12 protein-coding genes are annotated in these 14,418 nt (G+C 32.4%); 6 read left to right on the top strand and 6 right to left on the bottom strand.

Features of this window, described 5'->3' with window-relative positions:
* Window positions 1-6 precede the first annotated feature (6 nt).
* Complete coding sequence (locus Ccar_RS05090; RefSeq protein WP_007061724.1) at window positions 7-1,569, bottom strand: ABC transporter substrate-binding protein; 1,563 nt, start codon at window positions 1,567-1,569, stop codon at window positions 7-9.
* Between the two features lie 292 nt (window positions 1,570-1,861).
* Here Ccar_RS05090 and Ccar_RS05085 point away from each other — a divergent pair, with 292 nt between their 5' ends.
* Window positions 1,862-3,286, top strand: a complete 1,425-nt coding sequence (locus tag Ccar_RS05085; RefSeq protein WP_007061725.1) for an aspartate ammonia-lyase — start codon at window positions 1,862-1,864, stop codon at window positions 3,284-3,286.
* A complete protein-coding gene (gene hydF, locus Ccar_RS05080) occupies window positions 3,286-4,521 on the top strand; it encodes a [FeFe] hydrogenase H-cluster maturation GTPase HydF (protein WP_007061726.1) in 1,236 nt (411 codons plus the stop codon). The genes Ccar_RS05085 and hydF overlap by 1 nt, the downstream gene beginning before the upstream one ends.
* Before the next feature lie 72 nt (window positions 4,522-4,593).
* On the opposite strand, the gene Ccar_RS05075 is transcribed toward hydF, so the two are convergent.
* Window positions 4,594-6,720 (bottom strand): glycosyltransferase family 39 protein, encoded by a 2,127-nt coding sequence (locus tag Ccar_RS05075; RefSeq protein ID WP_007061727.1) that lies wholly within the window; start codon window positions 6,718-6,720, stop codon window positions 4,594-4,596.
* Window positions 6,721-6,944: 224 nt separating this feature from the next.
* Between Ccar_RS05075 and pepI the strand changes: the two genes are divergently transcribed.
* On the top strand, window positions 6,945-7,826 hold the full coding sequence (gene pepI / locus Ccar_RS05070) for a proline iminopeptidase (RefSeq protein ID WP_007061728.1): 882 nt from the start codon (window positions 6,945-6,947) through the stop codon (window positions 7,824-7,826).
* Between the two features lie 68 nt (window positions 7,827-7,894).
* On the opposite strand, the gene Ccar_RS05065 is transcribed toward pepI, so the two are convergent.
* From Ccar_RS05065 to Ccar_RS05050, 4 genes are all read right to left on the bottom strand, one after another.
* Window positions 7,895-8,443 (bottom strand): DUF6144 family protein, encoded by a 549-nt coding sequence (locus Ccar_RS05065; RefSeq protein ID WP_007061729.1) that lies wholly within the window; start codon window positions 8,441-8,443, stop codon window positions 7,895-7,897.
* A 149-nt stretch (window positions 8,444-8,592) separates the two neighbouring features.
* Window positions 8,593-9,426: an AraC family transcriptional regulator gene (locus tag Ccar_RS05060; RefSeq protein ID WP_007061730.1), complete on the bottom strand. Its 834-nt coding sequence runs from the start codon at window positions 9,424-9,426 to the stop codon at window positions 8,593-8,595.
* Between the two features lie 278 nt (window positions 9,427-9,704).
* Window positions 9,705-11,369 (bottom strand): ribonuclease J, encoded by a 1,665-nt coding sequence (locus Ccar_RS05055; protein WP_035774828.1) that lies wholly within the window; start codon window positions 11,367-11,369, stop codon window positions 9,705-9,707.
* 178 nt (window positions 11,370-11,547) lie between these two features.
* Entirely contained in the window at window positions 11,548-12,339 is a 792-nt protein-coding gene (locus Ccar_RS05050) for an alpha/beta hydrolase (RefSeq protein WP_007061732.1), read from the bottom strand.
* Between the two features lie 376 nt (window positions 12,340-12,715).
* Between Ccar_RS05050 and Ccar_RS05045 the strand changes: the two genes are divergently transcribed.
* From Ccar_RS05045 to Ccar_RS05035, 3 genes are read left to right on the top strand one after another with little or no spacing between them, the layout of a single operon-like run.
* Complete coding sequence (locus Ccar_RS05045; protein WP_007061733.1) at window positions 12,716-13,525, top strand: TrmB family transcriptional regulator; 810 nt, start codon at window positions 12,716-12,718, stop codon at window positions 13,523-13,525.
* 27 nt (window positions 13,526-13,552) lie between these two features.
* The gene (locus Ccar_RS05040; RefSeq protein WP_007061734.1) at window positions 13,553-13,912 is read left to right on the top strand and encodes a sulfite exporter TauE/SafE family protein; all 360 of its coding nucleotides are present in this window, start codon (window positions 13,553-13,555) and stop codon (window positions 13,910-13,912) included.
* Window positions 13,913-14,299: a sulfite exporter TauE/SafE family protein gene (locus Ccar_RS05035; RefSeq protein WP_007061735.1), complete on the top strand. Its 387-nt coding sequence runs from the start codon at window positions 13,913-13,915 to the stop codon at window positions 14,297-14,299.
* Window positions 14,300-14,418 lie beyond the last annotated feature (119 nt).

Raw genomic sequence — 14,418 nt, 5'->3', positions numbered from 1 at the left:
TACAAACTAATTTTTATCTACTTTACTAAAGAATATTGAACCTGTAGGATGAACCTTAAAGTTAGTTACCTTTGGTGAATAAGCAGCTAAAGCTTGTGCATGAGATATTGGAAGCCAAGGTACATCTTTAGCTGTTATATCTTGAATTTGACTGTAAATTTTATTTCTTTCATCACCATTTGGAGTAGTTCTTCCCTTTGCAAGTAACTCATCTACTTGAGCATTACTATACTTTGCAGAATTTAAAGTTGATTTAATTTCCTTTGTATCAAATAATGATAAGAAATTATCCGCATCACCGTTGTCACCAATCCAGCCATAGAAGAACATATCACCTTCTCCTTGGAAAAGCTTATCTTTATACTCTTTCCAAGGGAATGCATCTATAGTAGCAGTAACTCCAACCTTAGCCAAATACGCTTGTACAGATTCTGCTAACTTTTGTCCATTAACAGAATTATATGGTCTTGCAACTGAATAAGTAAGTATTTTTATCTTTAAATTTTCTTTTCCTAATTCCTTTAACATTGCTTTAGCCTTTTCTGGATTGTATTCATAAGGCTTAACATCCTTATTGTAACCAGGAATAAAGGATGGCAGTGGACTATTAGCAACTTCAGAATAACCTTGATATAACTGTTTAACAAGTTCATCCCTATTTATAGCATAAGAAAGTGCTTCTCTCAATTTTGGATCATTAAATGGTGCTCTTGAACACATAAAGCCCATATAGTTAATATTCATACCTTTGCTCTGGAACAGGCTCAATTTGCTGTCTTTTATTTTCTTTATATCGTTAGGATCTATACCGTCTATTGCATCCACTGAACCTGATATAAGTTCACTGGCACGAACAGAATTTTCCTTTATAAATTTAAATACAACCTTATCCAAGTTTGCTTTAGTGCCCCAATAATCATTATTCTTTTCTAATTCTATAGATTGACTCTTAGTCCATTTAACAAATTTAAAAGGACCAGTACCAACAGGATTTTCCATTATCTTATCTGCAGATTTCTTTAAAGCAGTTGGACTAGCCATTGGTGCTGCTAAAGACATAGCAAGGTTTGCTAGGAAAGGAGTATAAGGCTCTTTTAAAGTTATTTTTACAGTATAATCATCAACCTTTTCCACTTTAGCAACTTCTCCAAAAGTAAAGGAAGCATATGGCATATCATCCTTTGCCTTTGGTGGCAGCTGGCGTTCTATGTTATAAACTACTGCATCTGCATTAAACGGTGTTCCATCATGAAATTTTACATTTTTACGAAGATTAAAAGTATAAACTTTTCCATCAGAACTTATATTCCATTTTTCTGCAAGACAAGGCTGAATTTCAGTGGAATCTTCCTTGTAAGCAATAAGTCCTTCATATACATTACACATTACTTTTGCTGATTCCCCATCATCAGCATAAGCAGGATCCAATCCTCTAGGGTCCGATGATTGTGCAAAAACTAAAGTTTTAGATGATTTGCTACTTTGAGAAGCAGTCCCCCCGCCGCATCCAGTTAAAAAAGTTCCAGCTAAAAATGCAGCCATTATAGCGGATAAAAATTTTTTCTTCATTATAGTAAGCCCCCTTTAATTTAATTACTGAATATTCTTAATAATTACCAATAATTAGTTTTTAAGAAGAATAATTGACAAAAGCGCAAATTTATTTAAGTAAAATTGATAATTTATCAATATTTTTCTTAATGGATACTATTATATCATGTTTTCAGACAATTTCAACCATTTTATTTTTATTTTAGCTCTATATGAATAAAATTCTAAAAAGTTGCTTGTTTTAGTTATAAAATTTATAATATAATATAAGATTCTATTATTACCCACTTATATAAAGGAGTGAAAAATAATGGCTATAAATACTAACTTTAGAGTAGAAAAAGATTTACTTGGAGAAAAAAAAATAAGCAGCAATGCTTATTATGGTATAAATACTGCAAGGGCTTTAGATAATTTCAATGTATCTTCCAAAAAAGTCAACTTACATTTAATTAAAGCAATTGTTACAATAAAAAAATCTGCTGCTATTACTCACAAGAAATTAAAAGAGCTATCGCCAGAAAAAGCAGATGCAATTATAAAAGCTTGCGATAAAATATTAAAAGATGAATTTAATTCTGAATTTGTAGTAGACGCTCTGCAAGGTGGTGCTGGAACATCTACTAATATGAATGTAAATGAAGTAATTGCAAATGTTGCTATAGAATTACTTGGAGGCGAAAAAGGAGATTATTCTCTTGTTCATCCTCTTCATCATGTGAATATGTCACAATCAACTAATGATGTATATCCCACTGCTATAAGAATTGCTGCTATAAAACTATTAAGGCCTTTAAGTTTGGCTTTTGCTAATCTTCAGGAGGCTCTTCAAATAAAAGAAAATGAATTTGCAGATGTATTAAAGCTCGGAAGAACTCAACTTATGGATGCACTTCCAATGATGGCAGGTCAAGGTTTTGGAGCATATGCAAGAGCAATTTCCAGGGATAGATGGAGATTGTACAAGGTTGAAGAAAGACTTCGTGAAGTAAATATAGGTGGTACTGCTATTGGTACTGGCATGAATGCAACTTTAAAATACATATTTCTCATGACAGACATCCTTCAAGATTTAACTGGACTTGGATTAGCTCGCAGTGACTATCCTATGGACACCACTCAAAACATGGATGTCTTTGTAGAAGTTTCTGGTCTTTTAAAGTCTGCATCTGTTAATTTGATAAAGATATCCAATGATATACGTCTTTTGGGTTCTGGTCCTCGAGGTGGAATTGGAGAGCTTTCATTACCTAAAGTTCAAGCTGGTTCTTCTATTATGGCTGGGAAAGTAAATCCAGTAATAGCTGAAATGGCTGCTCAAACTTCTATGAAGGTAATATCCAATGATGCTGCTATTACCTATGCTGCAGCTTCTGGTCAGTTAGAATTAAATGCCTTTGGTCCTTTAATTGCTGAATCACTTTTAGAATCTCTTGAAATATTAACCAATGCAGTAAACATATTTACAGAAAAATGCATTAATGGCTTAGAAGTTAATGAAGGTAATTGCAGTCATAATCTTGAAGCTTCTACTTCTGTAGTTACGGCTCTTGTCCACCATATAGGTTATGATAAAGCTTCTGAAATTGCAAAAAAATCACTAAGAGAAAATAAAACTATTAAAGAGCTTTGTCTGGAAGAAGGAATTTTAACTCCAGAAAAGCTAAATGAAATACTGAACCCTTATGAAATAACAAAACCAGGAATTCCTGGAATGAAAGAAGGTAAAAAATAATGAGCAATTTAAATGAAACTCCACGTGCAAACAGATTACACATAGCACTTTTCGGAAAGAGAAACGCTGGAAAGTCAAGTATCATAAATGCTCTTACAGGACAGGAAATAGCTCTTGTTTCCGAGGTAAAAGGAACCACCACAGATCCTGTATACAAAGCAATGGAAATTTTGCCAATTGGTCCTGTAGTTTTAATAGATACTGCTGGTCTTGATGATGAAGGTGAATTAGGTGAACTTAGAAAAAAGAAAGCCATGGAGGTCTTAACAAAAACAGATGTGGCTATTTTAGTTATTGATGCTGAAATTGGTGTTACTGATTTTGATAAAGATATATTATCTAAAATTAGAGGAAGAAAGATTCCCGTTATAGGAGCTTTAAACAAAACAGATATTAATAACATAAATGCTGATGCTCTTTCTGAAATGCAAAATCAGCTGGATTTAAAATTAATTCCTGTATCTGCTGTTTCCAATAAAGGCATTGACTTGATAAAAAATGAACTCATTAAAATTGTACCTGAAGACGAAGATAAATTTAAAATTGTTGGAGATCTCATATCTCCTGGTGACTTTGTTGTTTTAGTTACACCTATTGATAAAGCTGCTCCAAAGGGAAGACTTATACTTCCTCAGCAGCAAGTTATAAGGGATATTCTAGAAAGTGATGCCATAGCTGTCGTCACAAAGGAATATGAACTTAAGGAAACTTTAGCTAATTTAGGTAAAAAGCCTAGAATGGTAATTACTGATTCTCAAGTATTCTTAAAGGTAGCTGCTGATACTCCAAAGGATATTCCTTTGACTTCTTTCTCAATTCTTTTTGCAAGAAACAAAGGAAATCTTACAGAACTTGTTAAAGGTGCTAAAGCTATAAAAAATTTAAAAGATGGTGACAAAATACTAATTGCAGAAGGATGTACACATCACAGACAATCTGATGATATAGGAAAAGTTAAAATACCAAGATGGCTTAGACAAATTACTGGCAAAAAGCTTGAATTTGATTTTGCAGCTGGAGTAAGCTTTACAGAAAATATAAAAAATTATGCTCTCATAGTTCACTGCGGTGGCTGCATGCTCAATAGAAAAGCTATGCTTTATAGAATTGAGCAAGCTCAAAATGCTGAAGTACCTATTGTAAACTATGGTGTTTTAATAAGTTATGTTCAAGGCATATTTGATAGAGCTTTAGAAGTTTTTCCAATGGCAAAGCTTACCTGGGAAGAAGAGTAAAATTCAAAATAAGTAATCATAAAAAGGTGTTTTAGAACTAATTTCTTAGCTTTAAAACACCTCTTTTAATTATTATTTATTTTGTTGAAGTGGTGTTGAAGTAGTAGTAACTCCCTTTAAATCGTACAGCTGCTCAGAATTTCCTCCTCCAAAACCTTGAGATTTAGAATTTGAATCCTTCCACTCACTTTCTGAAACAATTTTACCATTTGACTTAACCCAGTTCATAATTTCATTGTTGCCACCTTGACCACCTACCATAACATATCTTACTTCACCTTTATTCACTAATTCCTTAAACTGACTTAGTGTAATTGCATTATCATTTCCAAAGAATCCCCAGGTCATTACAGCTTCGCCTGTTTTAATTATTATGTCTGAAGCATATCCATTAGTAGATGATGTTACAAGGATATATTTTTCATTTGTTTTATTTTTTTGTAAAAATTTTATCAGCTTTGAATTACTGCTGTTTGAAGAACTTGTACTTCCTATACTCGCTTGTTTACTAGTCATTAATGACAAGCTAGCAGATGGGAAGCTTCCAGACATTTTACAAAAGGCAGCAGTACTTGACCAAACTGTAGGTGCAACCAAAAGTCCTGTAAGTGCAGTAGCTAATACTATTTTTTTTAACTTTATGTTTTTATTTTTTAGTAAATTAAAAGCAATTAATATTAATGAAGATCCAAAGCATAAAACTGACATTATTATCATTATAATTTTTGCAACACTTGATGAACTATAGTAATAAGATATAAGAAGCATTTGAACTAACCCATCTGCAATAAGTGCTGCTGGTAAAATCCATGACTTCCATCCACCCTCTTTATAAAACTTCCACATTGATACAACTCCAATTCCTGTTAAAGCTGCAATTGGTGCAGAAAGCATAGTTAAATAGTATGGGTGAAACAACCCTGTTGTGAAGCTAAAGTATATAAATTCTGGAACCATCCATATAAACCATAGTGCCAATGATATTTTTCTCTTATTATCAGAGGATTTTTGTCTTCTTTCCTTTATTGCAGCTGCTATAAATCCAAATACTGAAAGTGGGAAAAGCCAACTTATCTGATCTGATAAACTATTATTGGAAAATAACCTTGTAATACTTGATTTTTCTTGTCCTCCAAAGGTTCCTCCACCTTGGCCTCCTCTATTGCCTCCTTTTCCTGGACCGCCACCACTAGGAGGCGTGCCTTGTCCTGGACCACCACCATTAGGAGGTGCCACTTGTCCAGAAGTATTATTAGAAGTACTTTGCTTACTATTACCTTGAGTAGACTGTCCTTTTGTTGCACTAGAAGTAGCATCTGTTTGTGTTTTAGACGTCGTTTGTGTCTTGCTGCTTTGTCCTGGAGGGTTACCACCTGGATTACCCTTTGATCCAGAACCTGATGTACCACTGCTAAGTCCGAGCCTTTCCAAGCCATTATGCTGAACTATAAGTTGTATAACTGAATTACTTCCACTACTTCCTACATAAGGTCTGTTGGCAGCAGGTGTTAAATCTACAGCTGCAGCCCAAGAAAATGATATTGCTAATAAAATAGCTGTTCCCGCAATAAGATGTACTATTCTCTTTTTTATAGAAACTGTATTAAAAAGAAGATAAGTTATATATAAAGCTGGTGCTACCATGTATGCCTGAAGCATCTTTATATTAAAGCCAACTCCTACAAGTGCTAAACTTAACAAAAGGTATTTTAATTTTCCTTTTTCAGCTGCTATTGAAAGTGCCCAGCAAGCTAAGAGTAAAGTTAAAACGAGCAAGTTATCACAAGTATTATTTCTGCTTACTGCAACAAAAACTGGTGTAACTGCAAGGCATAATGCTGAAATTAGTCCTGCAGCAGTTCCAAAGGATCTTTTTACAACACGATATATAACCCAAACGGAAATCACTCCTGCAATAGCCTGTGGAAGAATTATACTCCATCCACTATATCCAAATATCTTAGCAGATATAGCCTGTATCCAAAAGCCCAGCGGTGGTTTATCAATTGTTACAAATCCTGCAGGATCAAAAGATACAAAGAAGAAATTTTTCAGACTCATAGTCATACTCTTTACACCTGCAGCATAATATTCATTTCCATATCCCTCTATGCTTAAATTTGCCAAATTCAATACCGAAGACATTATTAAAATCATTACCAATCCAAAAGTTTCTTTTGTAAATTTTATCTTTTTCATTTTCACTTCCCTAACCCTTTCCGCTTATTAAAATTTATCAACAACATTTACAATTGTTTTTCAATATTTAGCTTATGTATATATCTTACCGTTTAATTGTTACAATTTAGTTGCAGTTAAATAACAATTTGTCAACAATCGCAGTTTGCTTATAAATTGACAAGGTTTACATATAAGTATATTATTATGTTTGTATTATATTTGTATAGAAAAGGAGACTGCTTATGAAAATTACTGAAGGCTATATGCCATATCTAGAATATAAAACTTACTACCGTATAGTGGGTGAATGTATAGGAAATAAGAAACCGTTGGTTTTATTACACGGTGGTCCAGGTTCTACACATAATTATTTTGAAGTACTTGATAAGATTGCTGAAGATGGACGTGCAGTTATTATGTATGATCAATTAGGATGTGGATTATCTGCGACACCTTCCCGTCCTGACTTATGGTGTGCTAAGACATGGATTGAAGAATTAATAAAGTTACGTAAACACCTTGGCTTAGATGAAATTCATTTATTAGGACAATCTTGGGGAGGAATGCAGGCAATTGAATATGCTTGCGAATACAAACCTGAAGGAATAAAAAGCTATATCCTATCCAGTACTTTACCATCTGCTGCACTATGGGAAAAAGAACAGCGTAGAAGAGTTGCATACCTTCCACAGGAAATGCAGGATGCCATTGCTAATGCAGAAAAAACTGGAGATTATTCTTCAAAAGAATATCAAGTGGCAGAAGCAGAATTCATGCTTCGTCATTGTGCAGGTAAAGTAGGACCAGATTCTCCAGAATGTTTAAGACGTCCAAAGGTTGCTGGAACAGAAGCTTACATAACTGCCTGGGGACAAAATGAATTCAGTCCATCTGGCACATTAAAAAACTTTGATTTCATGAAAGAAATTGAAGATATTCAAGAACCTTGTTTAATCATCAGTGGTTTGCTTGATCTTTGCTCACCGCTTGTTGCAAAAACAATGTATGATAAAATTCCTAATTCAGAATGGGAATTATTTGAATTCAGCCGGCATATGCCATTTGTAGAAGAAAATGAAAAATACATAAAAATACTTAATAAATGGTTGAATAAAAACGACTAATTATAAGCTTTAAAAAAATAATGTGTCAACGACTTTCTAGGGTCGTTGACACAAGCTACTTAAATATTCTATTTCCATATAGATTCTTGTGGAATTATTTTCATAAGGCATATCTCATCACCCATTTTTATACTTTTTAACAACTCCACATCTACTTTGCACTCAAAGGCTTTTTCAAAAAGAACTTTACTATACCCAGTTGTACATTGACACCAGGTATTGGTATCTAATCTATCCACATCTGTAAGCATTGGACATGGACAAAAATGAAATTGCAGATATAGTTCTCCATTTTCATAAGAAAGTCCTGCTGCTTTTGCCTTATCTGAATTTCCAAACTCCTCCATACTTGAAGATGATTCTATCAACTCTTTAACCAATGCTAATTTGTCATCCATACCATATCCACATTGACAGTGTGCTCTAATATGCTTAACCTTTGACTTATCAAAATGGTTTTCTAATCTCTTCATTGTAGATTTCACCCATGTGGGATTATCCTCTGTTTTAGCCAGCTTATCTTTTCCATATACTATTTCTCCTGCAATTTCATCATTACTGGCATTTTTTACAGCTTCATAAATTACTTGTTCTTGAATTTTCCTTATATCAAACATTTTCAAATCACTCCATTTTTCTTGTTTTATTTAACTATGAATTGTGAATTTATAAAAACATAAAACAGACTCCTTTCAACTCGAACTATATCCCTGTTACAGTTCTTATTATACTAGGGCGCCTGTTTTTTCACTTCTGAATTCTTGCTCTATTTAATCGGTATGCATAGATCCATTACAACATGCATACTTTCCCAGTCAATAGCTCGATAAATATCTAATCCATACCTTTCATCCATTTCATAGCCGCTGTCTGGCAACCAAATATTGAATACCCCTTGAAAAGCAGCAAAAATATCTTGTATCAATCCATCAAAACGACAAAGTGCAAATTTACCTCCTTGAATAGTTGTAACATTGTCTAGTGAACAATTTTTATCAACCGTCATGCATATATCATATAAACATTGATCTAGGCTTGTAATGGAAGGATCATCATAAAACCTTTCAATTAAAAGCGTATCTTCCTTAAAATAATCTTTATATTTTTCTGTGAAATCATACCAATTTTTCCCCAATTCAATATAGTTTCCAATATACCTTTCATAGATAACCACAAAATCATCCAATTCCTGTATAAGTATCCGTTGATCATATTCTTCAAAGGATTGGAACTTAGCAAGCTTGTCCTGGTAAAAAGGATGAGGTACACATGTTGTGTTCTTACTTTTTCGAAATTCCGCTGGAGAAATATTATGGTGCTTCTTAAATGCTGAACTATAATTTGATGGACTATATCCATAATCATATCCAATGTCAGTAATTGATTTGTCTTTTTCAATTTTGAGGTTTAAAGCACTTTGCTCCATTTTTAAGCGTTTGATAAAAGCATAAATGCTTTCTCCTGTTTCTTTCTTAAAAACTCTGCTAAAGTAATATTTTGAAAAATGGCAGTAATCTGCAACATCTTCAATAGAAATCTCCTCATCTAAATGCCGCATGATATAATCAATACTTTGATTTACTAATTTATTTGTAATCATAATACACAACCCTCATTGCTTTTTGATAACTAATTTTAGTATATCATAAAATTTAAGGAGAGGCTTTTTTCTTCCTCTCCTAGATTTCTTACTATTTTTTATCCGATCGCTACCATTGCTAACACCCCTATCTTCTTCAAAGTGGGAGATAAGCACTGCTACGCGCCTGGATAAGTTCTTCTAAGACTCAGATGGAGAGAGGCATTCCTTACAGGCAAACTCCACCTGAGTCTAAGAATCACTTGATTTAACTTTTATGCATGTATAATTAATTGTTCCTAAGTTTCCATGATTATTGGTAAAATAATAGGTCTTCTTCTTGTTTTATTATACAAAAATCCTCCTAAGGAATATTTTATGTTGGATTTTATAGTAAACCAATCTTTAATTTTACTTTCCATACATTTATCCAGCTCTGCTTTTACTACTCCTCTTGCTTCATTTATTAAATCTCCAGATTCTTTCATATAAACAAATCCTCTTGTAATAATATCTGGTCCGGAAAGTATACTAAAGGATGCTTTATCTATTGTTACTACTATTGTTACTACTCCATCCTGTGATAAATGCTTTCTATCTCGAAGTACTATATTCCCTACATCACCAATACCAAGTCCATCTATCATAACTGTTCCACAAGTAACTTTTGCTGACCTTGCAGCACTATTTCTATTTAACTCCAGCACCTGACCATTTTCTAATACAAAGATGTTTTTCGAATCCATACCAAGATTTTCAGCTAGTAATTCATGCTGCTTCAAATGTCTATATTCCCCATGCACAGGCATAAAAAATTTAGGTTTAATCAAAGTATGCATCAATTTTAACTCTTCTTGACAAGCATGACCTGAAACATGAACTTCTTCTAAAGCATTATAAATTACTTCTGCTCCCTTCCTAAAAAGTTCATCTATGAGTTTAGATATAAGTTTTTCATTTCCAGGAATTGGTGAAGCAGAAATAATTACAACATCACCTTTTTCAATAGTAATTTTTCTATGGTTTGAATATGCAATTCTTGAAAGTGCAGCCATTGGTTCTCCTTGACTTCCAGTGGTTATAATAGTTATTTTATCAGAAGGATATTTATTAATATCGTCCACACTTATAAGTTGATCTTCAGATAATTTCATATAACCTAATTCCATAGCCATACTTGAAATTTTCTCCATGCTTCTTCCACTAAATGCAACTTTTCTTCCATAAAACAAAGATGAATTAATAATCTGTTGAATTCTATTAGTATTTGATGCAAAGGTAGCAACAATTACTCTCCCCTTTGCCTTGCTAAAAATTCCTGTTAAATTATCTCCTATAATCCTCTCCGAAACTGTATAACCTGGACGCTCAACATTTGTACTATCTGCCATTAATAATAGTACTCCCCTGCTTCCTAGTTTTGCAAACTGATGAAGATCTATTACATCCCCATCTATAGGCATATAATCTACTTTAAAATCTCCTGTATGAACTATAACACCTTCTGGAGTGTGTATAGCTAGTGCACAGGCATCTGCAATACTATGACAGCTTCGTATAAATTCTATTCTGAAATTTTCAGTTTTAACCTCTTCTCCTGTTTTAACTTCAAGAAGAGTACAGTTAGAAAGCATTTCATGTTCTTCTAATTTACTTTCCACAAGTCCTAAAGTCAACCTTGTTCCATATACCGGTACATTTAGTTGTTTTAAAACATAGGGAAGAGCACCTATATGATCTTCATGTCCATGAGTCAACATAACCCCTTTTACTTTGTCTCTATTATTTAGCAAATAAGTTATATCTGGTATGACTAAATCAACACCATACATCTCCATATCGGGAAAACCTAAGCCACAATCAATTACAATTATCTCATTATCATATTCTATAGCTGTCATATTTTTGCCAATTTCACCTAGACCTCCTAATGGAATTACCTTTACTTTACTTTTATTTTTCATTACCATCTAAACTCCTATCTGGTAAAGAAGGTGATCTTACAAAAGGCTCTTTACCATCAAAAATTTTATGCAATTGCTTTTATAATTATTATTTTAAAATATGAATATTTTATACTTAAAAGCATGCTGACAGCATAATTAAAAATAATTTTTTATATATTCTTATATTGCCTTTTCATTAACATCCATAAAATTTTAGATATTTTTCAATATTTGATTGTATATATTTAATACTGTGATTACCAGAAAATACATGATTTTGAGAGTTTATCCCCTTTTCTTTCAATATTTTATGTAGAATTGAACAGCCTTCGTAAAACTTACCTTCATCCCTATCTCCAGCATCAAGATAGACAGCAATGTGAGAAGAAATATTATTATTTCTTGCAATATTTATTGGATCATATTTCTCCCATATCTCCATATCTTTGAAATAGGGTTTGTCTTCATCTTCAAGCTTCAGCTCCAAGGCAGGCATGTGTCCTCCTACTTTTGAAAACATATACTGATGTCTTAAAGAATTGTGAAGAGCTATATAACCACCAGCAGAAACTCCTCCTACATATCTTCCTTTTTTATCTTTTATGGTATTGAAGGTTTTATCAATGGTTGGCACTACTTCTTTTATAAAATAATCTTCATACATTCCTAAATTTATACTTCTATTGTTATCTGTAGAATCAGATACTTCTTTGCATATTAAAGATGAATTCAACCCACGGCTGTTTTCAATTCTTGGACATACAATTATCATAGGCTTAATTTCTCCACTTTTTATCATTTCATCAGCTTTGATATTTATATTCAGTTCAAGCATTATATTTTCATTTCCACTTCTTCCATGCAAAAAATATAATACAGGTAGTGGAGTAAAAATATCATAACTTTCAGGTAAATATACAAGCATTGACATCTCTTTATTTAGTATATTACTATAAAAATTTACTTTTTCTACTTTTGATTTATTCATTTTTATATCACCTCATTTAAAATTTCCAATTTAATCATTAGAATAATTTTGCTGTTACCAATAAAAGGCACCTGTACTATGATAACTCTATTTACAATATAATTCCTGAATTATATTGCTCAAATTTAGCACAATTTTGACATGAGGATATAATTATAAAAAATCTAAAAACTTATTATAATAAAAAACACTATGCATCAATATTTTAAATGTATCTTCCAATATATTATAGTAAATTTCTTAATGCGCCAACTCCAATAAAATAACTATTGACATAAATTACTTTTTCTAATATAGTTACTACTATGGTAGTAACTATATCGTATGTACTAAATTTGATAAAAATATTTTTATTCATGAAAGGATTGAAATAAGAATGGAAAAAAACTCTTTGTTTACAAAACTACAAAAATTCGGATTGAATCAATATGAAGCTAAAGCCTACGTAGCATTATTAAGTATTGGAACAGCAAATGCTTATAGTATAAGTAAAGCATCAGGAATACCTCGTTCACGTATTTATGATATTCTTGAGTCTATTACTAATCGCGGCATTATTATGTTTGAAGAAACAAGTGATAATATTAAAAATTATACCGCATTACCTAGTAATGTATTTCTTGAAAGAATACGTGAAGAATGGAGCAGTACTTACAATGATGTTGAAAAAGAACTTAAATTAATAGAAGATAAAGATAAAAAAGAAGACATTTATGTTTCAACAGTAAAAGGAGAAAAAAATATTTTAGCTTTTTGCAAAAATTTGATGCATGACGCAAAGAATCAAATAGTTATTTCTATTTGGAATCATATGTATGCAGAATTGTTACCAGATTTACAATTATGCATTGAGCGAGGCTGCAAGGTTTCTGGAATGACTTTTGAAGTAGACAATCCAATAAATTTTTTGGATAAACATAGAAAAAGTAAACTACATAATACTATTGAAAAAAAACCTTGGTTCATTCTTTCCGTTGACAGCAAGAAATTATTATATGGTCATTCTTCGGAACTTAATGGCAATGCTTTTTACACTGACGATCCTACTCATATTTATTTACTTGAAGATTATATTTTTCATGATATTGTTATTAATCGTCTTATAAAAAAAGAAGATAATGAGCATCAAGCTGTCAAAATGATATCAGAAATTTTGAACGAAATGAAAGTCAACCTTAAAAGATAACAATATTAGAAAGGATGTATGTATAATATGAAAGATGGAATTAAATCTATATCAATTGGAGTAGCTGGAGGAATAGGTGCTGGATTGATTGGTATTGGAGGTGGAATCATAATGATTCCTGGTATGATATTATTTTTAGGATTATCACAGCATAAAGCACAAGCTACTTCCTTGGCAGCTATTGCACCTCTTGCACTAATAAGTGCCATAGTTTATAACAGTTATGGTAATTTAAATATTTATTTGGCTTGTCTACTCTCAATTGGTGGTATGGTAGGCGCGTATATTGGATCATCTTTAATGCCTCACGTTAATGCTGTGATATTAAAACGCATACTTGCACTATTATGTATCATTACAGCACTAAAGATGGGAGGCGTTTTCTAAATGTTTATCGTGTTATCAATATTGACAGGTATATTAACAGGTATACTTAGTGGAATGTTAGGAATTGGTGGCGGTGCAATTATGGTGGCGATTACCGTATCTTTATTACATATTTCTCAGCATACAGCCCAGGCTGCTGCATTGGCTGCTATTATTCCAACAGCTTTTGTAGGTGCTACAAAACATCATAAAAATGGTCTACTGAATTACAAAGTAGGCATCTATCTGGCTATTGGTGGAATTGTTGGAGGCTTTATTGGATCTAATTTCGCCAATTCACTCAATGATAATATGTTATGTAAAGTTTTTAGCGTATTTTTTGCAGTAATAGGCATCCAACTGCTGATAACTTCATTTAAAATAACAAAAGTAAAAAATAAAGCTTAACTTAATATAACGAACGAGCACGTTGCAACACAACTTTTTGAGAGAACAGTGAAGGAGGAAACCTTACCTTCATTGTCATCTCAAAATAATACTTCTTATTATTTTTAAACTGCGAAAGT

This window comes from Clostridium carboxidivorans P7 (genome assembly GCF_001038625.1).
GTDB classification, from domain to species: domain Bacteria; phylum Bacillota; class Clostridia; order Clostridiales; family Clostridiaceae; genus Clostridium_AM; species Clostridium_AM carboxidivorans.
The sequence above is the reverse complement of the archived record's forward strand: the minus strand, read 5'-3'. Positions and strand labels throughout refer to the sequence as shown.

Coding starts and splice junctions, on each gene's coding strand:
- Ccar_RS05060 (WP_007061730.1), bottom strand. CDS start 9,426: ATGATTACAAATAAATTAGTAAATCAAAGTATTGATTATATCATGCGG.
- Ccar_RS05085 (WP_007061725.1), top strand. CDS start 1,862: ATGGCTATAAATACTAACTTTAGAGTAGAAAAAGATTTACTTGGAGAA.
- Ccar_RS05090 (WP_007061724.1), bottom strand. CDS start 1,569: ATGAAGAAAAAATTTTTATCCGCTATAATGGCTGCATTTTTAGCTGGA.
- Ccar_RS05035 (WP_007061735.1), top strand. CDS start 13,913: ATGTTTATCGTGTTATCAATATTGACAGGTATATTAACAGGTATACTT.
- Ccar_RS05075 (WP_007061727.1), bottom strand. CDS start 6,720: ATGAAAAAGATAAAATTTACAAAAGAAACTTTTGGATTGGTAATGATT.
- Ccar_RS05045 (WP_007061733.1), top strand. CDS start 12,716: ATGGAAAAAAACTCTTTGTTTACAAAACTACAAAAATTCGGATTGAAT.
- Ccar_RS05055 (WP_035774828.1), bottom strand. CDS start 11,369: ATGAAAAATAAAAGTAAAGTAAAGGTAATTCCATTAGGAGGTCTAGGT.
- hydF (WP_007061726.1), top strand. CDS start 3,286: ATGAGCAATTTAAATGAAACTCCACGTGCAAACAGATTACACATAGCA.
- Ccar_RS05050 (WP_007061732.1), bottom strand. CDS start 12,339: ATGAATAAATCAAAAGTAGAAAAAGTAAATTTTTATAGTAATATACTA.
- Ccar_RS05040 (WP_007061734.1), top strand. CDS start 13,553: ATGAAAGATGGAATTAAATCTATATCAATTGGAGTAGCTGGAGGAATA.
- pepI (WP_007061728.1), top strand. CDS start 6,945: ATGAAAATTACTGAAGGCTATATGCCATATCTAGAATATAAAACTTAC.
- Ccar_RS05065 (WP_007061729.1), bottom strand. CDS start 8,443: ATGTTTGATATAAGGAAAATTCAAGAACAAGTAATTTATGAAGCTGTA.